The organism is Leclercia barmai, from assembly GCF_049312895.1.
Lineage (GTDB): Bacteria > Pseudomonadota > Gammaproteobacteria > Enterobacterales > Enterobacteriaceae > Enterobacter > Enterobacter barmai.
Map to the genome: position 1 here is coordinate 16,848 of NZ_JBMNWZ010000004.1, position 24,823 is coordinate 41,670.

Annotated in this window: 24 protein-coding genes and 1 other RNA gene; 14 read left to right on the forward strand and 11 right to left on the reverse strand. The window is 55.6% G+C overall.

The features are described from left to right. Nucleotides 1-100: 100 nt before the first annotated feature. The 6 genes from gshB to metK all read right to left on the reverse strand — a co-directional run bounded on the left by gshB (nt 101) and on the right by metK (nt 6,046). Nucleotides 101-1,048, reverse strand: coding sequence for a glutathione synthase (gene gshB, locus ACOYA6_RS15835; protein ID WP_422654988.1), 948 nt, complete (start codon nt 1,046-1,048; stop codon nt 101-103). A 19-nt stretch (nt 1,049-1,067) separates the two neighbouring features. Next, nucleotides 1,068-1,799, reverse strand: a complete 732-nt coding sequence (gene rsmE, locus ACOYA6_RS15840) for a 16S rRNA (uracil(1498)-N(3))-methyltransferase (protein WP_138370490.1) — start codon at nt 1,797-1,799, stop codon at nt 1,068-1,070. A gap of 115 nt (nt 1,800-1,914) precedes the next feature. Then, nucleotides 1,915-2,622, reverse strand: a complete 708-nt coding sequence (gene endA / locus ACOYA6_RS15845; RefSeq protein WP_422654989.1) for a deoxyribonuclease I — start codon at nt 2,620-2,622, stop codon at nt 1,915-1,917. Between the two features lie 94 nt (nt 2,623-2,716). Further along, a complete protein-coding gene (locus ACOYA6_RS15850) occupies nt 2,717-3,214 on the reverse strand; it encodes a SprT family zinc-dependent metalloprotease (protein ID WP_138370491.1) in 498 nt (165 codons plus the stop codon). 71 nt (nt 3,215-3,285) lie between these two features. Further along, on the reverse strand, nt 3,286-4,683 hold the full coding sequence (locus ACOYA6_RS15855; RefSeq protein ID WP_422654990.1) for a sugar porter family MFS transporter: 1,398 nt from the start codon (nt 4,681-4,683) through the stop codon (nt 3,286-3,288). Nucleotides 4,684-4,891: 208 nt separating this feature from the next. Continuing rightward, nucleotides 4,892-6,046: a methionine adenosyltransferase gene (metK, locus tag ACOYA6_RS15860; protein ID WP_032613918.1), complete on the reverse strand. Its 1,155-nt coding sequence runs from the start codon at nt 6,044-6,046 to the stop codon at nt 4,892-4,894. Between the two features lie 419 nt (nt 6,047-6,465). On the opposite strand from metK, the gene ACOYA6_RS15865 reads away from it, so the two are divergent. The 4 genes from ACOYA6_RS15865 to speB all read left to right on the forward strand — a co-directional run bounded on the left by ACOYA6_RS15865 (nt 6,466) and on the right by speB (nt 10,003). Further along, nucleotides 6,466-6,618 (forward strand): hypothetical protein, encoded by a 153-nt coding sequence (locus tag ACOYA6_RS15865; RefSeq protein WP_419146408.1) that lies wholly within the window; start codon nt 6,466-6,468, stop codon nt 6,616-6,618. An 87-nt stretch (nt 6,619-6,705) separates the two neighbouring features. Continuing rightward, the gene (yqgB, locus tag ACOYA6_RS15870; RefSeq protein WP_156126890.1) at nt 6,706-6,837 is read left to right on the forward strand and encodes an acid stress response protein YqgB; all 132 of its coding nucleotides are present in this window, start codon (nt 6,706-6,708) and stop codon (nt 6,835-6,837) included. A gap of 8 nt (nt 6,838-6,845) precedes the next feature. Then, nucleotides 6,846-8,822: a biosynthetic arginine decarboxylase gene (gene speA, locus ACOYA6_RS15875; RefSeq protein ID WP_138370495.1), complete on the forward strand. Its 1,977-nt coding sequence runs from the start codon at nt 6,846-6,848 to the stop codon at nt 8,820-8,822. Nucleotides 8,823-9,082: 260 nt separating this feature from the next. Further along, nucleotides 9,083-10,003 (forward strand): agmatinase, encoded by a 921-nt coding sequence (gene speB, locus ACOYA6_RS15880; protein WP_006811917.1) that lies wholly within the window; start codon nt 9,083-9,085, stop codon nt 10,001-10,003. A 44-nt stretch (nt 10,004-10,047) separates the two neighbouring features. On the opposite strand, the gene loiP is transcribed toward speB, so the two are convergent. Then, on the reverse strand, nt 10,048-10,806 hold the full coding sequence (gene loiP, locus ACOYA6_RS15885) for a metalloprotease LoiP (protein WP_039029810.1): 759 nt from the start codon (nt 10,804-10,806) through the stop codon (nt 10,048-10,050). Nucleotides 10,807-11,085: 279 nt separating this feature from the next. Between loiP and tkt the strand changes: the two genes are divergently transcribed. The 7 genes from tkt (at nt 11,086) to ACOYA6_RS15920 (ending at nt 19,532) form a co-directional block, all read left to right on the forward strand. After that, a complete protein-coding gene (gene tkt / locus ACOYA6_RS15890; RefSeq protein WP_422654991.1) occupies nt 11,086-13,077 on the forward strand; it encodes a transketolase in 1,992 nt (663 codons plus the stop codon). A gap of 357 nt (nt 13,078-13,434) precedes the next feature. Then, a complete protein-coding gene (gene epd / locus ACOYA6_RS15895) occupies nt 13,435-14,454 on the forward strand; it encodes an erythrose-4-phosphate dehydrogenase (protein WP_039029812.1) in 1,020 nt (339 codons plus the stop codon). Nucleotides 14,455-14,503: 49 nt separating this feature from the next. Beyond that, nucleotides 14,504-15,667: a phosphoglycerate kinase gene (pgk, locus tag ACOYA6_RS15900; protein ID WP_039029813.1), complete on the forward strand. Its 1,164-nt coding sequence runs from the start codon at nt 14,504-14,506 to the stop codon at nt 15,665-15,667. A gap of 89 nt (nt 15,668-15,756) precedes the next feature. Further along, nucleotides 15,757-16,836, forward strand: coding sequence for a class II fructose-bisphosphate aldolase (gene fbaA, locus ACOYA6_RS15905; protein WP_039029814.1), 1,080 nt, complete (start codon nt 15,757-15,759; stop codon nt 16,834-16,836). A 187-nt stretch (nt 16,837-17,023) separates the two neighbouring features. Further along, the gene (locus tag ACOYA6_RS15910) at nt 17,024-17,881 is read left to right on the forward strand and encodes a small-conductance mechanosensitive channel MscS (RefSeq protein ID WP_422654992.1); all 858 of its coding nucleotides are present in this window, start codon (nt 17,024-17,026) and stop codon (nt 17,879-17,881) included. 140 nt (nt 17,882-18,021) lie between these two features. Beyond that, a complete protein-coding gene (argO, locus tag ACOYA6_RS15915; protein ID WP_138370497.1) occupies nt 18,022-18,657 on the forward strand; it encodes an arginine exporter ArgO in 636 nt (211 codons plus the stop codon). 125 nt (nt 18,658-18,782) lie between these two features. Beyond that, entirely contained in the window at nt 18,783-19,532 is a 750-nt protein-coding gene (locus tag ACOYA6_RS15920) for an oxidative stress defense protein (protein WP_422655107.1), read from the forward strand. Nucleotides 19,533-19,592: 60 nt separating this feature from the next. On the opposite strand, the gene argP is transcribed toward ACOYA6_RS15920, so the two are convergent. Then, entirely contained in the window at nt 19,593-20,486 is an 894-nt protein-coding gene (argP, locus tag ACOYA6_RS15925; protein WP_039029817.1) for a DNA-binding transcriptional regulator ArgP, read from the reverse strand. Between the two features lie 150 nt (nt 20,487-20,636). Between argP and rpiA the strand changes: the two genes are divergently transcribed. Both rpiA and serA read left to right on the forward strand, forming a co-directional pair. Further along, nucleotides 20,637-21,296 (forward strand): ribose-5-phosphate isomerase RpiA, encoded by a 660-nt coding sequence (rpiA, locus tag ACOYA6_RS15930; protein WP_039030111.1) that lies wholly within the window; start codon nt 20,637-20,639, stop codon nt 21,294-21,296. 267 nt (nt 21,297-21,563) lie between these two features. Further along, nucleotides 21,564-22,796 (forward strand): phosphoglycerate dehydrogenase, encoded by a 1,233-nt coding sequence (gene serA, locus ACOYA6_RS15935; RefSeq protein WP_039029818.1) that lies wholly within the window; start codon nt 21,564-21,566, stop codon nt 22,794-22,796. A gap of 92 nt (nt 22,797-22,888) precedes the next feature. Here serA and ACOYA6_RS15940 read toward each other — a convergent pair whose 3' ends face one another. The 3 genes from ACOYA6_RS15940 to zapA form a co-directional block, all read right to left on the reverse strand. Further along, on the reverse strand, nt 22,889-23,488 hold the full coding sequence (locus tag ACOYA6_RS15940) for a 5-formyltetrahydrofolate cyclo-ligase (RefSeq protein ID WP_223075451.1): 600 nt from the start codon (nt 23,486-23,488) through the stop codon (nt 22,889-22,891). A 25-nt stretch (nt 23,489-23,513) separates the two neighbouring features. Further along, nucleotides 23,514-23,697, reverse strand: a non-coding RNA gene (gene ssrS, locus ACOYA6_RS15945) — 6S RNA. A gap of 41 nt (nt 23,698-23,738) precedes the next feature. Next, entirely contained in the window at nt 23,739-24,068 is a 330-nt protein-coding gene (gene zapA, locus ACOYA6_RS15950) for a cell division protein ZapA (RefSeq protein WP_039029820.1), read from the reverse strand. A 167-nt stretch (nt 24,069-24,235) separates the two neighbouring features. Between zapA and ACOYA6_RS15955 the strand changes: the two genes are divergently transcribed. Beyond that, complete coding sequence (locus tag ACOYA6_RS15955) at nt 24,236-24,814, forward strand: YecA/YgfB family protein (protein ID WP_138370500.1); 579 nt, start codon at nt 24,236-24,238, stop codon at nt 24,812-24,814. The last annotated feature ends 9 nt before the right edge of the window (nt 24,815-24,823 follow it).

Below are 24,823 nucleotides of genomic sequence, written 5' to 3' on the forward strand. Positions count from 1 at the left end.
CCTTCGGACCCCAGTCACATAGTTGTCTATGCTCCTGGGGATCCTCAGGCTTGCCGCCTTGATGCAACATGAATGGCTGTGTGTATAAATATGGGAGCTATTACTGCTTCAGCCGTTTTTCGATGGCATCCATCAGCATGCCGGTAATAGATACCGGGAACTCAGCTTCGATTTCACGAATACAGGTCGGGCTGGTGACGTTCACTTCCGTCAGGCGGTCGCCAATGATGTCGAGACCTACGAAAATCAGCCCCTTGGCTTTTAACAGCGGACCCACGCGGCGGGCAATTTCCCAGTCGCTTTCGGTCAGCGGACGCGGTTCGCCACGGCCACCGGCCGCCAGGTTACCACGGGTTTCGCCGCCCTGCGGAATACGCGCCAGGCAGTAAGGCACCGGCTCGCCGTCCACCACCAGCACGCGCTTGTCGCCGTCGACAATCGCCGGAATATAGTTCTGCGCCATGCAGTAGCGGGAGCCATGTTCGGTCAGGGTCTCGGCGATAACGCCCAGGTTCGGGTCACCCTCTTTGACGCGGAAGATAGAGGCGCCGCCCATGCCGTCCAGCGGCTTCAGGATGATATCGCCGTGTTTCTGCCAGAAGGCTTTCAACTGGGCTTTGTTGCGCGTCACCAGCGTCTCTGGCGTCAGGTCGGAGAACCAAGCGGTGTAGAGCTTCTCGTTACAGTCACGCAGGCTCTGCGGTTTGTTAACGATTAGCGTACCTTTCTCTTCTGCGCGCTCAAGAATATAGGTGCAGTAGATGTATTCGGTGTCGAACGGCGGATCTTTACGCATCAGGATGACGTCGAGTTCGGCCAGGGGCAGATCCTGCTCGGAACCGAACTCATACCATTTATCGTAATTCTGCTCGACGTTGACGATGCGGGTGCGGGCCCGCGCTTCGCCGTTAATCAGGTACAGGTCGCTCATCTCCATATAGTGGAGCTGGTAGCCGCGACGTTGCGCTTCCAGCAGCATAGCGAAGCTGGAATCTTTCTTGATATTGATGCTTGTGATGGGATCCATCACGATGCCGAGCTTGATCATTGTCTTCTCCGTTAATGCTTCAACCTAAATCGCCAAAACGCACCTGCAGGGCAGTGATGGCGGTTAGCGCGGTGGTCTCAGTACGCAGAACGCGGGGTCCCAACAGAATATCAGTAAACTGGTAGCGTGCGGTCATGGCGATCTCATCCGCCGACAGGCCGCCTTCCGGGCCAATCAACAAGCGCACGCGCTCAACCGGCAGCGGCAGGGTGTTGATGCTGGCGCTGGCGCGGGGATGAAGGTTGAGCTTCAGACCCTGCTCCTCTTCGGCACACCAGGCTTCAAGATCCATCGCCGGGCGGATCTCCGGGACGCGGTTGCGGCCACACTGCTCACAGGCGGCAATGGCGATTTTTTGCCACTGCTGGAGCTTCTTATTCAGACGTTCAGCATCCAGTTTAACGCCGCAGCGCTCAGAAAAAAGTGGCGTAATGAGGCTTACACCCAGTTCGATCGATTTCTGGATAGTGAATTCCATTTTTTCGCCGCGCGACATCACCTGGCCTAAATGGATATGCAGCGGTGATTCACGATCGTCGATTTCGCCACGCACGATGCTGACGTGCACGCTTTTCTTATCGGCGCGGATGATATTCGCGTCAAAAACCTGGTTTGAACCATCAAACAGCTGAATGGCCTGGCCTGTGCCCATGCGCAGCACGCGGCCCACGTGGTTGGCGGCCTCTTCAGACAGGGCAATCTCGCTGCCTGCGGCGATCGGTTCAGGGTGATAAATACGGGGAACGCGCATAATTAATAAATCCATCAAGAGCTGTATACCCGGCACATTCTGTCCCTTCTCCCCTATGGGGAGAGGGTCAGGGTGAGGGGTATACACTTAAAGAAACAGTTGCCGCTAGTGTAGGTTAGCTCTTTTGCGCCTGGCAAGCGCGCTGGACGTAAGGGTTGTGATTCCCCTGCACTTTGGCAATGCGCACGTCGCGCTCGCACTCCCAGGCGGTCACCGGATAGAGTTTATCCCAGGCGTTGAAGAGCTGGGTTTGCTGGCGGGAGAGGTTGAGGTTATAGCGATCGCGCATATAGAAGTAGGTACGGGCGATGCTGCCGCGTGCGCGGGCCGGGGGCTCGGCAAGCTTCTCTTTGAAATCGACCTTCATCGCACACTGGCCGTACTGGCCTTCGCCGCCGTTCCACTGGCTGTACATAAAGTTGCCGCGATCGCCATTCACCTCGCCCACGGCGGGTTGCAGGTTATGCATGTCGCTCTCAATCTGGCGATAAACCGGGTCTTTGGCGCAGTTTTTACGCCCGCCATCCTGCCAGCACTGGCGCTGGTGGCCGAACTGCCAGGCCGGGACCACATGTTCCCATTCAATGCGGCTGGCGCGGTTTTCATTTTTACGTACTTTGTAGCCGCAGGACGCCAGGTCCACGACCCCTTTTTTGCCCTGCCAGTTAATTTTGCAGCCACAGTAAAAATCGCCCGCGACGTCGGCATTGACCTTCACGCCTGCGGCTTTTGCCTGAGAGAAACTGTTGATACCTTCGGCCAGCGCATGGCCTGAGAACGCCGTCGTCAGAAAGGCGACCGCGAGAGAGAAATTACGGGACATCGTCAACTCCGTGTCAAAACGAGCCCGCAACGTAACGAAAGTTGTTCCTGTATGCAATCAGGCAGATCAGGAATGTTCCTGATAGTTCTGTCGCTTACCCGGCAATAAGCGGTTCACCGCATTTCACGCAGCGGTAGGTGGCTTCGCCGCGCACGACACGGTTATGACGACGCACCGTGAGCTGGTGCTGCTGACACTGGCAGCGGTAGGGGAACGTATTGCGGCGAACGGAATCAAGCTCGAACTGGTGGGTCCGACGAGCAGGCACGCCCAGCACCGCTTCCATCATCCATTTCCACTCTTTGCCGTGCGGCGCCACGCGGCCAAAGTGCTTCCACACCAGCAGATGCGCCAGCTCGTGCGGTACCACTTCGTCGATAAAGGCCTGCTGGTTTTCCAGCATTAAAACGGGGTTGAGGCGGATCTCATACGTATCCAGCCAGGCGGTACCTGCTGCGGTGCCGCGCTGCTGCCAGACCAGCTTAGGTTCAGGGTAGTTCCGGCCGAGCTTCAGGTTGGCCTGGGCCAGTTTGTCGCGCAGGCTGCGCATGGCGGCTTGCTGAAGCGCAATGGGGAGACGGGGTGTTTTCATAGGGGCAGAGCATAAAACGTGCGGCGTGGCGGTGCAAGCGGCTTCCTCCGCGAGGGAGGAAGCCGGAAGGATCAGTCGTGAGCGCCAATTTCGCGCAGGGGACGACCTTTCATCAGGTTGCGTTCGATATGTTCCAGCGAAACGTGTTTAGTTTCAGGAACCAGCCACAGGGTCAGGACGATAAACAGCAGGTTCAGACCGCCGTACACCCAGAAGGTGTTGGCGTTACCCAGCGTATCGAGCATGGTCAGGAAGGTTGCGCCGACAATCATGTTGGCGATCCAGTTAGTGGCGGTGGAGCAGGTGATACCGAAGTCACGGCCTTTCAGCGGCTGGATCTCAGAGCAGAGTACCCAGATCAGCGGGCCTGCGCTCATCGCAAAACCAACGATAAACATCAGCAGCATCCCAACGGCCACATACAGCAACTCAGGGGACTCGATGCCCACATGTAGCATGGTACCCAGCACGCCCATGCCGACGGCCATCACCAGGAAGCCCAGCGTCAGGGTCGGTTTACGGCCCCAGCGATCCACCAGACCGATGGCGATAAAGGTTGCCAGCACGTTGGTCAGGCCGACAATCACGGTGCCCCACATCTGCTGGGTAGTGTTGCTATAACCCGCCAGCTCAAAGATTTTCGGCGCGTAATACATGATGACGTTCATCCCGGTGAACTGCTGCATGATCTGCAGCAATACGCCAAGGAACACCGCCCGACGGAAGTTGCTGTTCTCTTTAAACAGCGCCCAGCCGCTCTGTTTTACCTGCAGGCTTTCGCGGATCTCTTCCAGCTCACGCTTCGCTTCGGCACTGGTGTCGCGCAGGCGCAGCAGCACCCGTTCCGCATCGTTAAAGCGGCGTTTGGCGGCAAACCAGCGCGGGCTGTCAGGCAGGAAGAAGACGCCAATCAGCAGCAGCACCGCCGGGATAATGATCACCCCCAGCATCCAGCGCCATGCGCCGCTGTAGCTGAAGGCGGTGTCAGAAAGATAGGCCCCGAGAATACCGATAGTGATCATCAGCTGGTACATGGAGATCATGCTGCCGCGGATTTTCTCCGGCGCAATCTCCGACAGGTACAGCGGCGCGGTATAAGAGGCCACACCCACCGCCAGGCCCAGCAGCACGCGGGAGGCAATCAGCACTTCCACGTTAGGTGCCGCGGCGGAAAAGAGCGAGCCGGCGACAAACAGGATCGCGCCAATCATCAGGCTCTTTTTACGCCCGAGCTTGAAGGAGAGCCAGCCGCTGCCGACCGCCCCGACCGCCGCCCCAAACATCATTGAGCTCACCACCCACTCCTGGGTGTGGGAACTGATCTGGAATTCATCGGTAATGAACGGCAGGGCACCGGCAATTACGCCGATATCCAGACCAAACAGTAATCCTGCCAGTGCTGCGAGGAAGCAGACGAAGAATGTCATCGTCTTATTGGACGTCCGCCCCTTTTTTTTATTATCAGGCATCAAGCCCTCCGGTTAGTTTTATGTTTTTTGAATGTAAAGATTTGAATGGGATACTGTAAAAGTATGTGAGAGGTGCGAGACAAACAAAGAGAGTATTCCGAAAGGGCTGAGCTTTTATCGCGGTGAGAGCGTTTTCAGACAGGGGTAATGGGGCAGAAAAACAAAAAGGCCAGCACGCGGCTGGCCTCATTAAAGCTTTGTCAGTCGATTATTTCAGACCGGCAGCTTCACGCAGCTGAGCGGCTTTGTCGGTTTTTTCCCATGGGAAATGTTCGCGACCAAAGTGACCGTAAGCAGCGGTTTCTTTGTAGATCGGGTGCAGTAGATCCAGCATCTGAATCAGACCGTATGGACGCAGGTCGAAGAACTCGCGTACCAGCAGGGTCAGCTGCTCGGTTGCCACTTTTTCGGTACCGAAGGTTTCAACCATGATAGAGGTGGGTTCTGCCACGCCGATGGCGTAGGAAACCTGGATCTCACAGCGGTCAGCCAGGCCAGCAGCAACGATGTTTTTCGCAACATAACGTGCCGCGTAGGCTGCAGAACGGTCAACCTTAGACGGATCCTTACCGGAGAATGCGCCGCCACCGTGACGCGCCATGCCGCCGTAGGTATCAACGATGATCTTACGACCGGTCAGACCGCAGTCGCCCATTGGTCCACCGATAACAAAGCGGCCCGTTGGGTTGATGAAATATTTGGTGGAGGCATTCAGCCACTCGGTTGGCAGAACCGGCTTGATGATCTCTTCCATCACTGCTTCCTGCAGGGATTTCTGGTCGATATCTTCAGCGTGCTGAGTAGAGAGAACCACCGCGTCGATGCCGACAATTTTGCCGTCGTCGTACTGGAAGGTGACCTGGCTTTTCGCATCCGGACGCAGCCACGGCAGGGTGCCGTTTTTACGCACTTCAGCCTGACGCTGCACCAGACGGTGAGCATAGGTGATTGGCGCTGGCATCAGCACGTCGGTTTCGTTGGTCGCGTAGCCAAACATCAGGCCCTGGTCGCCCGCGCCCTGTTCCAGCGGATCGGCACGGTCAACGCCCTGGTTGATGTCCGGGGACTGTTTGCCAATCGCGCTCAGGACGGCGCAAGAGTTGGCATCAAAGCCCATATCAGAATGCACATAGCCGATTTCACGCACGGTGTTACGGGTGATCTCTTCGATATCAACCCATGCACTGGTGGTGATTTCACCGCCAACCATGACCATGCCGGTTTTGACATAGGTTTCACAGGCTACGCGCGCCTTAGGATCCTGCTCGAGGATCGCATCCAGCACCGCATCGGAGATTTGGTCAGCAATTTTATCAGGATGTCCTTCTGATACGGACTCGGACGTAAACAGGTGTTTTGCCATGTTTTAATTTACCTAAGGAGAATTTGTTTAGCTCAAACTGTCGTGTGGGGTAGCCGTGGCAGTATTTTCCACCAGGACTTGCAGACGATGACACTGGCAGTCTGAGTGTTAATCAGTATGGATGGATTAACATCTGGATGGCTATTTTAGGTCACTTCTTCGCCCGATTTCCAGCTTTTTTTGTATGCGTGCCTACGCCCTTGAAAACCCGGCTGGAAATTTTTGCTGACGGTGTGTCAATGCGCGCATTTATATTTTGCTTTTTCCCCGTCTTGTCGGTATAAAACGCGGCGCGCGGCTCATACAAAAAAGCACACGACGTTTCTTCGTGTCGCCACTTCCAGCCGGGTAAAGCAGTGAACTTTTAGCTTTAACTTGTCGCGGGTTTAATCAGGCTTGCGTGGAGGTGATACGAGATAATGAACCGTCGTTTTCCGCTAATTCAGTTCTGCCTTTCAGGCCGGAACATGTTCCCCGCCATTCGCATTTCTAATCTGCAAACCTGCCGATGTTATACCCATCTCGGCGCTTCTCAGGATTCAAGGGCTGGCACTACGCTTTGTGAAGACTGAACAAGGGCGCTCTTGTAAATACAAGAGTTTTCTCGTGGTTTCGCCGGACCTTGTCATACAGAGTTCGGATACGTGTTTTACAATGATATGAATAAGAAACCGGTCGCACGCCCCGGCTTTCAGCATTCTGTGCTGGAAAGCGGGTCGGATAATGGGTTGTTATCGCAGATTGACGCTGCGATAGTAGTCAACTGTTTTACACTGAATAGTAAGAGTTGAGGTTCGCTATGTCTGACGACATGTCTTTTGTTTCGCCTTCGTCAGCGGGCGAACAGGGTGTACTACGTTCTATGCAGGAGGTTGCGATGAGCTCCCAGGAAGCCAGCAAGATGCTGCGCACTTACAATATTGCCTGGTGGGGCAATAACTACTACGACGTCAACGAACTGGGCCACATCAGCGTTTGCCCGGATCCTGACGTACCGGAAGCGCGCGTCGATCTCGCCAAACTGGTGAAAGCACGTGAAGCGCAGGGGCAGCGTCTGCCTGCTCTGTTCTGCTTCCCGCAGATCCTGCAACACCGTCTGCGTTCCATTAACGCCGCCTTTAAGCGCGCGCGTGAATCTTACGGCTACAACGGCGACTACTTCCTGGTCTATCCGATCAAGGTTAACCAGCATCGTCGTGTGATCGAATCCTTAATTCATTCTGGCGAACCGCTGGGACTGGAAGCCGGTTCTAAAGCGGAGCTGATGGCGGTACTGGCGCATGCCGGAATGACCCGCTCGGTGATCGTCTGTAACGGCTATAAAGACCGTGAATACATTCGCCTGGCGCTGATCGGTGAGAAGATGGGCCACAAGGTCTATCTGGTCATTGAGAAGATGTCTGAGATCGCCATCGTGCTGGAAGAGGCCGAGCGCCTGAACGTTGTGCCGCGCCTCGGCGTGCGTGCGCGTCTGGCGTCCCAGGGCTCCGGTAAGTGGCAGTCCTCCGGCGGCGAAAAATCCAAATTCGGCCTGGCGGCGAACCAGGTTCTGCAGCTGGTGGAAATCCTGCGCGAACGTGGTCGTCTGGACAGCATTCAGCTCCTTCACTTCCACCTCGGCTCGCAGATGGCCAACATTCGCGACATCGCCACCGGCGTGCGTGAGTCGGCCCGTTTCTACGTTGAGCTGCACAAGCTGGGCGTGAACATTCAGTGCTTCGACGTGGGCGGCGGTCTGGGCGTGGACTATGAAGGTACGCGCTCGCAGTCCGACTGCTCCGTAAACTATGGCCTGAACGAATACGCGAACAACATCATCTGGGCGATTGGCGATGCCTGTGAAGAGCACGGCCTGCCGCACCCGACGGTAATTACCGAATCCGGGCGTGCGGTGACCGCACACCACACGGTGCTGGTCTCCAACATCATCGGCGTTGAGCGTAGCGAAATCAGCGAAGCGACGCCGCCAGCGGATGATGCCCCACGTTCTCTGCAAAGCATGTGGGAAACCTGGCAGGAGATGCACGAGCCGGGCACCCGCCGCTCGCTGCGCGAATGGCTGCACGACAGCCAGATGGATCTGCATGATATTCATATCGGCTATTCATCCGGGACGTTCAGCCTGCAGGAGCGCGCCTGGGCGGAGCAGCTGTATCTGAACATGTGTCACGAAGTGCAGAAACAGCTCGATCCGAGCAACCGCGCGCACCGTCCGATTATCGACGAGCTGCAGGAGCGTATGGCGGACAAGATGTACGTCAACTTCTCGCTGTTCCAGTCAATGCCGGATGCCTGGGGTATCGATCAGCTGTTCCCGGTTCTGCCACTGGAAGGGCTGAACCAGGTGCCTGAGCGCCGCGCGGTGCTGCTGGATATCACCTGTGACTCCGACGGGGCTATCGACCACTACATTGACGGTGACGGTATCGCCACCACCATGCCAATGCCGGAGTACGATCCGGATAACCCACCAATGCTGGGCTTCTTTATGGTTGGCGCCTATCAGGAGATCCTCGGCAACATGCACAACCTGTTCGGGGATACCGAAGCGGTTGACGTGTTTGTCTTCCCTGACGGCAACGTGGAAGTGGAACTCTCTGACGAGGGCGACACAGTGGCGGACATGCTCCAGTACGTTCAGCTCGATCCGAACAAGCTGCTGACCCAGTTCCGCGATCAGGTGAAAAAGACCGATCTGGACGACACGTTGCAGAAACAGTTCCTGGAAGAGTTTGAAGCCGGTCTGTACGGTTACACTTACCTGGAAGACGAGTAACGCCTGTGCCCGGTGGCGCTGCGCTTACCGGGCCTACAAAGCCGCGACACGTAGGCCGGATAAGGCGAAGCCGCCATCCGGCGATAAAATTTCGCCGGAATTGCGTTTGCTATACTCACTTGAACCCGTATGAAATAGCGGCGATAATCCGCCGCAACAGGCACTATTCGAATCAATCCCTTCCTCGTCGGGTTTAACGACGCGGAGGGGATTTTTTTTCATCTATTTTTAATGCACCGACGTTATAAAGAGGTCAGGACATGAGCACTTTAGGGCATCAGTACGATAATTCTCTGGTATCTAACGCTTTTGGTTTTTTACGCCTTCCGATGAACTTCCAGCCGTACGACAGCGACGCGGACTGGGTGATCACCGGGGTGCCATTTGATATGGCGACGTCCGGCCGTGCCGGTGGCCGTCATGGCCCGGCGGCGATCCGTCAGGTCTCCACCAACCTGGCCTGGGAGCACAATCGCTTCCCGTGGAACTTCGACATGCGCGAGCGCCTGAACGTGGTTGACTGCGGTGACCTGGTGTACGCCTTTGGTGATGCGCGTGAAATGAGTGAAAAACTGCAGGCCCACGCAGAAAAACTGCTGGCAGCCGGCAAGCGCATGCTCTCTTTCGGTGGTGACCATTTCGTGACCCTGCCCCTGCTGCGCGCCCATGCGAAGCACTTCGGCAAAATGGCGCTGGTGCATTTCGATGCCCATACCGACACCTACGCGAACGGCTGCGAATTCGACCACGGCACCATGTTCTACACCGCGCCGAACGAAGGCCTGATCGATCCGAACCACTCCGTGCAGATTGGTATTCGTACCGAGTTCGATAAAGACAACGGCTTCACCGTGCTGGACGCCGGTCAGGTGAACGATCGCGGCGTGGACGATATTCTGGCCCAGGTGAAACAGATCGTCGGCGATATGCCGGTCTACCTGACCTTCGACATCGACTGCCTGGATCCGGCCTTTGCCCCGGGTACTGGTACCCCGGTGATCGGCGGCCTGACCTCTGACCGCGCCATCAAACTGGTGCGCGGCCTGAAGGATCTGAATATCGTCGGCATGGACGTTGTGGAAGTGGCGCCTGCCTATGACCAGTCCGAGATCACTGCCCTGGCCGCAGCGACCCTGGCGCTGGAAATGCTCTACATCCAGGCGGCGAAGAAAGGCGAGTAATAAAGACAGAGGCCGGGACAGATTGCCCGGCCTGTGTATCGATGTTACTTGAGGCCGTCTGCGGACATGCGATCGCGAATATGCTGCGCACGCTCTGCAGAGGCAGGGTGGTCGTCAAACATGGAGCTTTGACGGCCCGCTTCCTGTTGAGCCAGCTTTTCGAAGCTGGTGGCTAAACCTGACGGGTTAATGCCACGTTTGCGCAACAGATCGTATGAGTAGTCATCGGCCTCAGATTCCTGACGCTGGGAGAACTGGGAGTTAACCAGTTTTTCGCCGAGATCGCCAAGCTGCGACTGGGAGAGACTTCCGACAATGCCGCCGGCAGAGGCTGCCGCCACGCGTACGGCGTTAGTGCCGAGCGCGACCTGCATTCCTTTCTTCACGTGGCCGAGGGCAACGTGACCCATTTCGTGGCCGATAACCGCTTCGACTTCGTTGTCGTTCATCATATCCATCAGCCCGCTGTAGACGCGGATACAGCCGTTGGCCATGGCAAAGGCGTTGACGTCTTTGGCCATGTACACCTTGTAGTTCACCGGCTGGCCATTAATGTTGTCGCCGAGGGCCGAAGCAATCTTATTCAGACGCTGAGCGTAGGTGCTGTCAGCAGGCGCGATGGTCGCTTTACCGTCCATCTCCTTACAGGCCTCATCGCTTAACGTTTTCACCTGGGCGTCGGTCAGGGAGTAGGCCTGAAACGCCTCTGCTCCGGAGCTCAACAGGCCGCCAGAATTCATATTTTGACACCCGCTAAGCAGGAGCGTCGTTCCCAGAGCCAGCACTATTGCACGCATTTTCATTATGTTGCTTCCGTACTCGTTAACATTGATAAATTCTGAAAGTTTTGCCGCCCCGGAGAAGGGTGCAGGAGTAATTATAAGGAATTTAAACCCAGCCGGGCGAGAAGATTGCGCAACGTGCGATCGTGTTCCGGAGATTTCTTAAGCGGCAAAAGAATGGTCCATGTACATGCTTTGTCGCTTGGGTTACATTGTTGGCACTTTTTTCTGGCGTAGCCCAAAACGCGCTGTCGTCAAGCCGAAACGGGTATGGCCTTCAACATCCGATCTGGAGTCAAAATGTCCTCACGTAAAGAGCTTGCCAATGCTATTCGTGCGCTGAGCATGGATGCTGTACAAAAAGCTAAATCCGGTCACCCGGGTGCCCCGATGGGTATGGCTGACATTGCCGAAGTGCTGTGGCGTGATTTCCTGAACCACAACCCGCAGAACCCGGCCTGGGCTGACCGCGACCGTTTCGTTCTCTCTAACGGTCACGGCTCCATGCTGATCTACAGCCTGCTGCACCTCACCGGCTACGACCTGCCAATCGACGAGCTGAAAAACTTCCGTCAGTTGCACTCCAAAACCCCGGGTCACCCGGAAGTGGGCTACACCGCAGGTGTAGAAACCACGACCGGCCCGCTGGGCCAGGGTATTGCTAACGCCGTAGGTATGGCGATCGCCGAGAAGACGCTGGCGGCGCAGTTCAACCGTCCGGGCCACGACATTGTTGACCACTTCACCTACGCGTTCCTGGGTGACGGCTGCATGATGGAAGGCATCTCTCACGAAGTGTGCTCCCTGGCAGGTACCCTGAAGCTGGGCAAACTGGTTGCGTTCTACGACGACAACGGCATCTCCATCGACGGCCACGTTGAAGGCTGGTTCACCGACGATACCGCAGCACGTTTCGAAGCCTACGGCTGGCACGTGGTGCGTGGCGTTGACGGCCACGATGCTGAAGCGATTAAACGTGCGGTAGAAGAAGCGCGCGCAGTCACCGACAAACCGTCCCTGCTGATGTGCAAAACTATCATCGGTTTCGGTTCTCCGAACAAAGCCGGTACGCACGACTCTCACGGCGCACCGCTGGGTGATGCTGAGATCGCGCTGACCCGCGAAGCGCTTGGCTGGAAACACCCTGCGTTTGAAATCCCGTCTGACATCTATGCCCAGTGGGATGCAAAAGAAGCCGGTCAGGCAAAAGAAGCGGCCTGGAACGAGAAATTCGCTGCCTATGCGAAAGCCTTCCCACAGGAAGCGGCAGAATTCACCCGTCGTATGAAAGGTGACATGCCGGCAGACTTCGACGCGAAAGCGAACGAGTTCATCGCTAAGCTGCAGGCTAACCCGTCCAAAATCGCCAGCCGTAAAGCGTCCCAGAATGCCATCGAAGCCTTCGGTCCGTGGCTGCCAGAGTTCCTCGGCGGCTCCGCTGACCTTGCGCCTTCTAACCTGACTATCTGGTCCGGCTCTAAAGCGATCAACGAAGATACTGCCGGTAACTACATCCATTACGGCGTGCGTGAGTTCGGTATGACCGCAATCGCCAACGGTATCTCCCTGCACGGTGGTTTCCTGCCGTACACCTCCACCTTCCTGATGTTCGTGGAGTATGCCCGTAACGCGGTGCGTATGGCTGCGCTGATGAAACAGCGTCAGGTGATGGTCTACACCCACGACTCCATCGGTCTGGGCGAAGATGGCCCGACTCACCAGCCGGTTGAGCAGGTTGCCTCTCTGCGCGTGACCCCGAACATGTCCACATGGCGTCCATGTGACCAGGTTGAGTCCGCGGTAGCGTGGAAATATGGCGTTGAGCGTAAGGACGGCCCGACCGCACTGATCCTCTCCCGTCAGAACCTGGCTCAGCAGGATCGTACTGAAGCACAGCTGGCGAACATCGCCCGCGGTGGTTACGTACTGAAAGACTGCGACGGTCAGCCGCAGGTGATCTTCATCGCCACCGGTTCTGAAGTTGAACTGGCCGTTGCAGCCTGGGATCAGCTGGCAGGCGAAGGCGTGAAAGCGCGCGTGGTGTCCATGCCGTCTACCGATGCCTTCGACAAGCAGGACGCGGCTTACCGTGAATCCGTGCTGCCGAAAGCCGTTTCTGCCCGCGTGGCAATCGAAGCGGGTATCGCTGACTACTGGTTCAAATACGTGGGCCTGAACGGCGCTATCGTCGGTATGACCACCTTCGGTGAGTCTGCTCCGGCTGAGCAGCTGTTCGAAGAGTTCGGCTTCACCGTTGAGAACGTGGTCGCGAAAGCGAAAGAACTGCTGTAATCGCTGTTTTGCCCGGTGGCGCTACGCTTACCGGGCCTACAAATGGCACGAAAACCAGGCCGGGTAATCGCAAGCGAATTACCCGGCTTTTTTGTATGTACTATTCCTCCAGCCTGTAACCAGACCGTTAATTATTCCATTAGAAATGTGACGCAAGTCATATAGCTGGCTTATTGGTCTGGACAGTCATTTCCTTTATTCCGTGTTTCGCTTATTCTGGCTGAAGCGTTTCAGTCGACTAAATGTTCGACAAATGACCAATCAGTTGGAGTTTGTGACAGGCAAGGATTCCCCTCAGAGCGTTGCTGCATTACTCTGTCAGCCACCTCAAGTCAGGGAAAGCTTTGCAGGAGACTTATGACCGTACGCGTAGCGATTAATGGTTTCGGTCGCATCGGACGTAACGTGGTTCGTGCTTTATATGAATCCGGACGCCGGGCGGAAATTACCGTGGTGGCCATCAACGAACTGGCGGATGCCGCAGGCATGGCGCATTTGTTGAAATATGACACCAGCCATGGGCGCTTTGCCTGGGACGTTCGTCAGGAGAGAGAGCAGCTGCTTGTCGGTGATGACGTGATTCGTCTGCTTCATGAGCGGACGATCGACGCATTACCCTGGCGTGAACTGGGCGTTGATGTGGTCCTCGATTGTACCGGCGTCTACGGCAATCGCGAACACGGCGAAGCCCATCTGGCGGCCGGCGCGAAGAAAGTGCTCTTTTCACACCCTGGCAGTAACGACCTCGATGCCACGGTGGTTTACGGCGTCAACCATCATGAGTTGCGCGCGGAACACCGTATCGTCTCCAATGCTTCCTGCACCACCAACTGTATTATTCCGGTCATCAAACTGCTGGACGATGCCTACGGCATTGAGTCGGGTACGGTTACCACCATCCACTCCGCCATGCACGATCAGCAGGTCATTGACGCTTACCACCCGGACCTGCGACGCACTCGCGCGGCGAGTCAGTCGATTATCCCGGTGGACACCAAACTGGCGGCCGGCATTACCCGAATTTTTCCCCAGTTTGAAGACCGTTTTGAAGCCATCGCCGTGCGTGTTCCCACCATCAACGTGACGGCGATCGACCTCAGCGTAACCGTGAAAAAACCGGTAAAAGCCTGTGAGGTCAACCTGTTGCTGCAAAAAGCGGCACAGCAAGCATTTCATGGTATAGTTGACTATACGGAATTACCGTTGGTCTCAGTAGATTTTAACCACGATCCGCATAGCGCCATTGTTGATGGCACGCAAACGCGCGTAAGTGGAGCGCATCTGATCAAAACGCTGGTCTGGTGTGATAATGAATGGGGCTTTGCTAACAGGATGCTCGACACCACGTTAGCCATGGCCGCTCAAGGTTTCAGGTAAGACGCGTATTGCGTCTGCAAAACTTTAAGAATCAACGAGAGGATTCACCATGTCTGTAATTAAGATGACCGATCTGGATCTGGCAGGTAAACGCGTTTTCATCCGTGCGGATCTGAACGTACCGGTTAAAGATGGTAAAGTGACCAGCGACGCGCGTATCCGTGCTTCTCTGCCAACCATCGAACTGGCACTGAAGCAGGGTGCGAAAGTGATGGTAACCTCCCACCTGGGTCGTCCGACTGAAGGCGAGTACAACGAAGAGTTCTCTCTGCTGCCGGTTGTTAATTACCTGAAAGACAAACTGTCCAGCCCGGTACGTCTGGTTAAAGACTACCTGGACGGCGTTGAAGTTGCTGAAGGTGAACTGGTTGTTCTGGAAAACGTTCGCTTCAACAAAGGCGAGAAGAAAGACGACGAAACCCTGTCCAAAAAATACGCTGCGCTGTGCGACGTATTCGTCATGGACGCTTTCGGTACTGCTCACCGCGCGCAGGCTTCCACTCACGGTATCGGCAAATTTGCTGACGTTGCTTGTGCAGGTCCACTGCTGGCAGACGAACTGGAAGCACTGGGTAAAGCGCTGAAAGAACCTGCTCGTCCGATGGTTGCTATCGTTGGTGGTTCTAAAGTTTCTACCAAACTGACCGTTCTGGATTCTCTGTCCAAAATCGCTGACCAGCTGATCGTGGGCGGCGGTATCGCCAACACCTTCGTTGCAGCCCAGGGCCACAACGTCGGTAAATCCCTGTACGAAGCAGACCTGGTTGGCGAAGCTAAACGCCTGCTGACTACCTGTGACATCCCGGTTCCAACTGACGTTCGCGTAGCGACCGAGTTCTCTGAAACCGCAACCGCAGAGCTGAAATCTGTTTCTGACATCAAAAATGAAGAGCAGATTCTGGACCTGGGCGACGCCTCTGCAGAGAAACTGGCTGAAATCCTGAAGAATGCAAAAACCATTCTGTGGAACGGTCCGGTTGGCGTGTTCGAATTCCCGAACTTCCGTAAAGGTACTGAAATCGTAGCTAACGCGATTGCAGACAGTGAAGCATTCTCCATTGCTGGCGGCGGTGATACCCTGGCAGCAATCGATCTGTTCGGTATTTCCGACAAGATCTCCTACATCTCCACTGGCGGCGGCGCATTCCTCGAATTCGTGGAAGGCAAAGTTCTGCCAGCAGTAGCCATGCTCGAAGAGCGCGCTAAGAAGTAAGCCATTTTAGGGCAGGGAAACCTGCCCAATTTTCAGCGCGCTTTTAAGAGCTCGCCCCTTTCCAAGGCCGAAGATACAGGACTCGCAACATGTCTAAAATTTTTGATTTCGTAAAACCTGGCGTGATCACTGGTGATGACGTTCAGAAGGTGTTCCAGGTAGCTAAAGAAAACAACTTTGCTCTGCCAGCTGTTAACTGCGTCGGTACCGACTCAATCAACGCCGTACTGGAAGCCGCAGCAAAAGTTAAAGCTCCGGTAATCGTTCAGTTCTCCAACGGTGGCGCTGCGTTCATCGCAGGTAAAGGCGTGAAAACTGACGTTCCTCAGGGCGCGGCAATCCTGGGCGCGATCTCTGGCGCACATCACGTTCACCAGATGGCTGAGCACTACGGTGTTCCGGTTATCCTGCACACTGACCACTGCGCGAAGAAACTGCTGCCGTGGATCGACGGTCTGCTGGACGCGGGCGAAAAACACTTCGCTGCAACCGGTAAGCCACTGTTCTCTTCTCACATGATCGACCTGTCTGAAGAGTCTCTGGAAGAGAACATCGAAATCTGCTCCAAATACCTGGCGCGCATGGCCAAAATGGACATGACTCTGGAAATCGAACTGGGTTGCACCGGTGGCGAAGAAGACGGCGTGGACAACAGCCACATGGACGCTTCTGCTCTGTACACTCAGCCAGAAGACGTTGATTACGCTTACACCGAGCTGAGCAAAATCAGCCCACGTTTCACCATCGCTGCCTCCTTCGGTAACGTACACGGCGTGTACAAACCAGGTAACGTGGTTCTGACGCCAACCATCCTGCGTGATTCTCAGGAATACGTTTCCAAGAAACACAACCTGCCGCACAACAGCCTGAACTTCGTCTTCCACGGCGGTTCCGGTTCTTCTGCTCAGGAAATCAAAGACTCCGTAAGCTACGGCGTAATCAAAATGAACATCGATACCGATACCCAATGGGCGACCTGGGACGGTATCCTGCAGTACTACAAAACTAACGAAGCTTACCTGCAGGGTCAGCTGGGCAACCCGAAAGGCGAAGACCAGCCGAACAAGAAATACTACGATCCACGCGTATGGCTGCGCGCAGCCCAGACCTCTATGGTGACGCGTCTGGAGCAGGCTTTCAAAGAGCTGAACGCGGTTGACGTTCTGTAATTTGAGCTGCTGACAGCATCAGAAGCCCGCGTTAATCGCGGGCTTTTTTTATGTCTTTTCAACTGGCTATCTTGCCTGTTTTTGTGATCTGTTTGGCAAAACCCCCGCTTTTGTTTACCCTTTACTAACCTGCCTGCCTCGACGGGGGATGCATTTTTTATGGTCTGGCTTAGATAAGGAATATTGAATGGAAGATCTCGGTGTTGTAGATAGCATCAATAACGCGGGCTCCTGGCTGGTGCGTAACCAGGCGTTGCTGTTGAGTTACGCGGTAAACATTGTGGCGGCCATCGCCATTATTGTCATCGGTATGATTGTAGCGCGCATCATCTCTAATGCGGTTAACCGCGTGATGAGGGCGCGTCATATTGATGCCACGGTAGCAGACTTTCTCTCGGCGCTGGTGCGCTACGGTATCATCGCCTTTACGCTGATCGCGGCGCTTGGGCGCGTAGGGGTCCAGACCGCGTCGGTGATCGCCGTGCTCGGTGCCGCCGGTCTGGCTATTGGTCTGGCCTTGCAGGGCTCGCTGTCGAACCTGGCCGCCGGGGTGCTGTTAGTCACCTTCCGTCCGTTCCGTTCGGGCGAATATGTGGATCTGGGCGGCGTGGCCGGTACCGTGCTGCAGGTGCAGATCTTCTCGACCACCATGCGCACCGTTGACGGTCGTATCGTGGTGATCCCGAACGGTAAAATCATCGCCAACAATATTATCAACTTCTCCCGTGAACCGGTGCGTCGTAACGAGTTCATTATTGGCGTGGCGTACGACTCTGATATCGACAAAGTGAAGCAGCTGCTCACCAACATTATCGAGTCTGATGACCGCATTCTGAAAGATCGCGAAATGACTGTTCGCCTGAACGAGCTTGGCGCATCATCCATTAACTTTGTGGTGCGTATCTGGAGCAACAGCAGCGATTTGCAGAGCGTTTACTGGGATGTACTGGAACGCGTGAAGCGTGACTTTGACGCCAACGGCATCAGCTTCCCGTATCCGCAGATGGACGTGAACTTCAAGCGTGTGAAAGAACCGGCGGAATAACCTTTCTGCCTGACCCGGTACGCGCAATGCGTGCCGGGTTTAATTAGCTTCTCTTATTGCCAATTAATATTATCCATTTCCTCTTATTATTCTCCCGCAGTATAGTCAGCCCTCAAGACACAATTCTGAGATTAAATTTCATGTTTTCTTTTTATATTCAAGGGCTTATGATTGGCGCAGCGATGATCCTGCCCCTCGGCCCGCAAAACGCCTTCGTCATGAATCAGGGCATTCGTCGTCAGTATCACATCATGATCGCGCTGCTCTGCGCGGTGAGCGATATGCTCCTCATTTGCGCCGGGATTTTCGGCGGCAGCGCGTTACTGATGCAGTCCCCGTGGCTGCTGGCGCTGGTCACCTGGGGTGGCGTAGCCTTTCTGCTCTGGTATGGCTTCGGCGCTTTGAAAACGGCGATGGGCAGCAATATTGAGCTGGCAAGCGCCGAAGTGATGAAGCAGGGGCGCTGGAAAATTATTATCACCATGCTGGCGGTGACCTGGCTTAATCCGCACGTTTATCTGGATACGTTCGTTGTTCTGGGGAGCCTGGGAGGGCAGCTGGACGCTGAGCCGAGACGCTGGTTCGCGCTGGGCACCGTGAGCGCCTCTTTCCTGTGGTTCTTTGGTCTGGCGCTGCTCGCCGCATGGCTGGCACCCCGCCTGCGCACCGCCAAAGCCCAGCGCATTATTAATGGTCTGGTCGGCGTGGTGATGTGGTTTATTGCTTTCCAGCTGGCGAAAGAAGGGATTCATCACATTCGTGAACTATTCTACTAAGCGTTGTCTTATGGACATTCGACCAGCAGCCGCTAAGCTTGCTGGCATGCGCCCTGTTACATGGGCACTCTTCGCAACATGGAGGAATAAAAGTGAAGTTGAATGCAATCGCCCTGGCGGCATTAATGGGTTTTGGCGCAGCATCCGTTCAGGCCAGTGAACTGCCTGACAGCCCGCACATTGTGACCTCCGGCACCGCAAGTGTGGATGCGGCACCGGATATCGCGACTTTAGCCATTGAAGTTAACGTGGCGGCAAAAGATGCGGCCACCGCCAAGAAACAGGCAGACGACCGCGTTGCGCAATATCTCTCTTTCCTGGAGCAGAACGCCGTCGGTAAAAAAGATATCAACTCCGCCAATCTGCGTACCCAACCGGATTACGACTATAAGGATGGCAAAAGCATTCTGAAAGGTTACCGCGCGGTACGTACCGTAGAAGTTACGGTGCGTCAGCTGGATAAACTCAACTCCCTGCTGGACGGGGCCCTGAAAGCGGGCCTGAATGAGATCCGTTCGGTGTCACTGGGTGTTGCGCAACCTGAGAAGTATAAAGATGAAGCGCGCAAAGCGGCGATTGATGATGCCGTTCGTCAGGCACAGCAGTTGGCCGCTGGCTTTAACAGCAAGCTGGGCCCGGTTTACAGCGTGCGTTACCACGTCTCTAACTACCAGCCGAGCCCGATGGTGCGCATGATGAAAGCGGAAGCGGCGCCGGTCTCTGCCCAGGATACCTACGAGCAACCTACGATTCAGTTCGACGATCAGGTTGATGTGGTGTTCCAGCTTGAGCCCGCTCAGGGTCAGCAGCAGACTCAGCAGAACCAGCCGGTTCAGCAAAATCAGCAGCAGGATACGGCGACTAAAGCACCGTAAGTATTGTTTTGATATACAGCGACAAGGCCGGGTCAGCGTTTACGCGACCCGGCTTTTTTATTAGTCCTGACGCAGAACCTTATGACCGTGGGCCAGCAGCGCATCGGTCACGTTGCGCATCATACGGCTTTCCGGCGCGAAGCGGTGCCAGTAGAGCATGCGGCGCTGGTGCAGGCCTGGCGTCAGGTCGATCAGCTCACCGCTCTGCAGCTCTCTTTCAATCTGCAGATGCGGGATCATGCAGCAGGTCGTGCCCTGACGCGCCAGCTGTACGAAGGCTTCGGAGGAGTTAACGATATGGCAGGGAACGCTGCCGGGCGGCAGGTCGAAGTTCTGCTGTAAAAACGCCTGATGCATATCATCAAGATGGTCAAACGCCACGGCAGGGGCTTTGAGCAGGGCCGCGCGGGTGACGCCATTCGGGAAGTAGCGCTCAGCAAAGGCTTTAGAGCCGACAAACAGGTAGTCCAGCGCCCCCAGCTGATCCACCAGGCAGCTTGGCAGCGCCTGGGGCTGGATACTGACTGCACCTACCACTTCACCACGACGCAGACGCTCCTGGGTACGGGTTTCATCTTCTACCTGTAAGTTCAGGCGAATAGGTGAATCGGCCAGCACCGGGGCGAGGGCAGGGAGGAGCCAGGTTGCCAGACTGTCGGCGTTGACCGCCAGCGACAGCAGCAGCGGCGTGGAGCCGGTCTGTTCGTCGCCCAGCCACTCATCTTCCAGCAGCTCAACCTGACGCAGCAGCGCCAGCAGCTTTTGTCCCTGTTCGGTAGGACGCGGCGGCACGGTACGAACCAGCAGCGGCTGCCCGAACATGTTCTCAAGCTGTTTGATTCGTTGCGAAACGGCGGACTGGGTAATACACAGCTTCTGTGCTGCGCGTTCGAATCCGCGTTCACGTATAACGGCATCAAGCGCCTGTAATGTTCTGTAGTCCGGACGTTTCATTGCTCTGGCTGACTCCCAAATAATTCAATACTTCGCACTATGACATAAATTTATGTTTGATACAGACGAAATTGGTGACCTCGCAGATCACATGGCGCAGGTGAATGCTCTATAATGCGCGTCACGCAAAATCACCACGGGCAAGAGATCATGACGCAGGATGAACTGAAAAAAGCAGTAGGATGGGCCGCTCTCCAGTATGTACAGCCGGGTACCATTGTCGGCGTGGGCACCGGGTCAACGGCAGCACACTTTATTGATGCGCTGGGCACGATGAAAGGCCAGATTGAGGGCGCAGTTTCCAGCTCCGATGCATCCACGGAAAAGCTGAAAAGCCTGGGCATTACCGTTTTCGATCTGAACGAAGTGGACCGTCTGGGGATTTACGTGGACGGCGCGGATGAGATCAACGGCCATATGCAGATGATCAAAGGCGGCGGCGCGGCGCTGACGCGCGAGAAGATCATCGCCTCTGTCGCGGACAAGTTTATCTGTATCGCCGATGCCTCCAAGCAGGTGGATATCCTCGGCAAATTCCCGCTGCCGGTTGAAGTGATCCCGATGGCGCGTAGCGCGGTTGCCCGTGAGCTGGTCAAGCTGGGCGGACGCCCGGAATACCGTCAGGGCGTGGTGACGGACAACGGGAACGTGATCCTGGACGTGCACGGTCTGGAGATCCTCGACGCCGTCGCGCTGGAAAACGCCATCAATGGCCTGCCGGGCGTGGTAACCGTAGGGTTATTTGCCAACCGTGGCGCGGATGTCGCGCTGATTGGCACTGCCGATGGCGTCAAAACCATCGTGAAATGATCTGACGGGGGGAACCTCCCCCCGCTAATTTTTTTTGCAAAAGCGATATTCGGTGACTTGTGTCACATTTCTAACCCTCTCCTGACGATCCTGCCGCTTTCTCATTTCTCCGCAGCATTTTTCACTGCCAATTGACGCTGTATGACATTTCTTCAGAGTGCCGACGCAAACGTTCATATTGCTGCAATAGTTTTTTTTGATATGTTGGCTGGAGCGGATTCAAATCCAGCACAACAACAGTTCAGACAATCAGACAGGGTCGGGGAAATGGCAAAGGTATCACTGGAGAAAGACAAGATTAAATTTCTGCTGGTCGAAGGGGTGCATCAGAAAGCACTGGATAGCCTTCGTGCGGCGGGTTACACCAACATCGAATTTCACAAAGGTGCGCTGGATACCGAACAGCTGAAAGAGTCGATCCGTGATGCCCATTTCATCGGCCTGCGCTCCCGTACCCATCTGACAGAAGACGTTATTGCGGCGGCAGAGAAACTGGTGGCGATCGGCTGCTTCTGCATCGGCACCAACCAGGTTGACCTTAATGCGGCTGCGAAGCGCGGTATTCCGGTCTTTAACGCGCCATTCTCCAACACTCGTTCCGTGGCGGAGCTGGTCATCGGCGAACTTCTGCTGCTGCTGCGCGGCATCCCTGAAGCCAACGCCAAAGCCCACCGCGGCATCTGGAATAAGCTGGCCTCCGGCTCTTTCGAAGCGCGTGGTAAAAAGCTGGGGATCATCGGTTACGGCCACATCGGTACGCAGTTGGGTATTCTGGCAGAATCGCTGGGAATGCACGTCTTCTTCTACGACATCGAAAGCAAACTGCCGCTGGGTAACGCCACTCAGGTTCAGCATCTCTCCGACCTGCTGAATATGAGCGACGTGGTGAGCCTGCACGTGCCGGAAAACGCCTCCACCAAAAACATGATGGGTGCGGAAGAGCTGGCACTGATGAAGCCGGGCTCACTGCTGATCAACGCCGCGCGCGGTACGGTGGTGGATATCCCGGCCCTGTGTGACGCGCTTAAACGCAAACACCTGGCGGGCGCGGCTATCGACGTCTTCCCGACCGAACCTGCGACCAACAGCGATCCGTTCACCTCGCCGCTGTGTGAGTTCGACAACGTGATCCTGACGCCACATATCGGTGGCTCTACTCAGGAAGCGCAGGAGAATATCGGGCTGGAAGTGGCCGGTAAGCTGAGCAAATACTCCGACAACGGTTCAACGCTGTCTGCGGTCAACTTCCCGGAAGTATCGCTGCCGCTGCACGGTGGGCGTCGTCTGCTGCACATCCACGAAAACCGTCCGGGCGTGCTGACCGCCATTAACCAGATCTTCGCCGAGCAGGGCGTCAATATTGCCGCGCAGTACCTGCAAACTAACGCGCAGATGGGCTATGTGGTTATCGATATCGAAGCGGATGAGGACGTGGCAGAGAAAGCGCTGCAGGGGATGAAAGCCATTCCGGGCACCATTCGCGCGCGTCTGCTTTACTAAGTTTAGTGCGGCCTGATGCCCTCACCCCGTCCCTCTCCCACGGGGAGAGGGCGCAAAAACTAAAAACGGTAACTGGCGTTACCGTTTTGCTTTTACCTCCACTGCCACAATTTCGACGGTGTCACCACCGCAGGCAGCGGGATATCCCATTTCTCCACCGGCAGCTTTTCAACGCCCTGACAATCATGGGCATAGCCCACCGGCTGTAAGCCGTGCTGCTGCCAGTTCTGCAGGGTGCGATCGTAAAAACCTCCGCCCATCCCTAAGCGCTGACCGCTTTCATCAAACGCCACCAGCGGCGTCACCAGCACGTCGAGTCGATCCAGCGGCAATACGTCGCGCACGTCCAGTTTCGGTTCGGTGATTTTGAGACGATTTACCACCAGTTCGCTGTGCGGGTGGTAGTGCAGAAACAGCAGATTACCCGGGCTAAAAGGGTGAAGTACCGGCAGATAGACTTTTTTCCCGGTGCGCCAGAGTTCATCGATTAGCGGTTGGGTATCCAGTTCGCCGTCAAAGGAGAGAAACAGGGCCACCGTGTGCGCCATCACCACGGGCGGATACGCCATCATGCGGGCCGCGGCTTGTTGCGCGAAATGGGCTTGTTGTTCAGGCGTTAAGGCTCTGCGCTGCTGACGGATAAACTGACGAATGTGTTGACGGGAAGAGGTAACTTCAGGAAGTTGCGTCATGGTAGTCGCTGGGTAGAAAGGTGAGGGAATCTCCGAGATGCCGCCGCAGGCTGTAACCCTTGAACCCTTGGTTCAAGGTGAATGTGTCGTCATAGTTTTAAGGCTTCTCGGACGAACCGAGCATGCTCACCAACCATGGAGCGCCACATTCTTGTGGTATGAAATATCGGCTCAGGGGACTGGCCCGCATGCGAACATCTCAGAGAAATTTTTCCTTCAGGGTCACTCTACCATAGTAGACCATGAAGTGTTATTCAAAGTTTTGCCCCGGTCTGTCTGTAATGCGACCCTGATCAAGCAATGCCTGTTCAATGGTCTGCTGGAGCATTTTAATACGTTGTTCCATGCTCGCCGCGTATTCGCGGGTCTTCGCTTTTTCCTGAGTCAGCTCATAACTGATGTTCAACGCGGCGATGAAGACCAGCTGCTCAGTATTTGTGACTCTAGTGCGTTCTTTTAAATCTTGCAACCGCTGATTCAAATCATCCGCAGCCTGATTCAAAGCATCCCTTTGTTCAGGCGGACAATTCACTCGCAGCGAACGGCCAAAAATTTGGATATCGACGGGTTGTGCAGACATGCCACCTTCCTGCTGTTTGACTGCGCTGCCTTCACACCCGATTCCGGGGGCTGCGAAGGGGCGACACTATAGCTACCCTGGTGCGCAGATACAAGCCCTATTCTGGTTCACCAGGGTCCAAAGTGGTAGCATACCATGAATATTCCTCCCAATGATGACGAATGCGCATGTCTATACAGAACGAAATGCCTGGCTACAACGACCTTAGCCAGTTACTGAACCAGCAGGGCGTAGGTTTAACCCCGGCTGAAATGCACGGTCTGATCAGCGGGATGCTGTGTGGTGGAAACAGCGACAGCTCATGGCTGCCGCTGGTTCACGACCTGACGAACGAAGGTCTGGCGTTTGGTCACGATCTGGCCCAGGCGTTGCGGAGCATGCATGGCGCAATCAGCGATGCGCTGGAAGATGACGGCTTCCTTTTTCAGCTTTATCTGCCTGATGGCGATGACGTCAGCGTGTTCGATCGCGCCGATGCGCTGGCCGGGTGGGTCAACCATTACCTGTTGGGGTTGGGCGTAACGCAGCCTAAGCTTGAGAAGGTGACGGGCGAAGCCGGAGAAGCTATCGACGATCTGCGCAATATTGCGCAGCTGGGCTACGACGAGGACGAAGACCAGGAAGAGCTGGAGATGTCCCTCGAAGAGATCATTGAGTATGTGCGCGTTGCGTCGCTGCTCTGCCACGATACCTTTACGCGGACCCAACCGACTGCGCCGGAAGTGCGCAAACCAACCTTACACTAATAACAACGA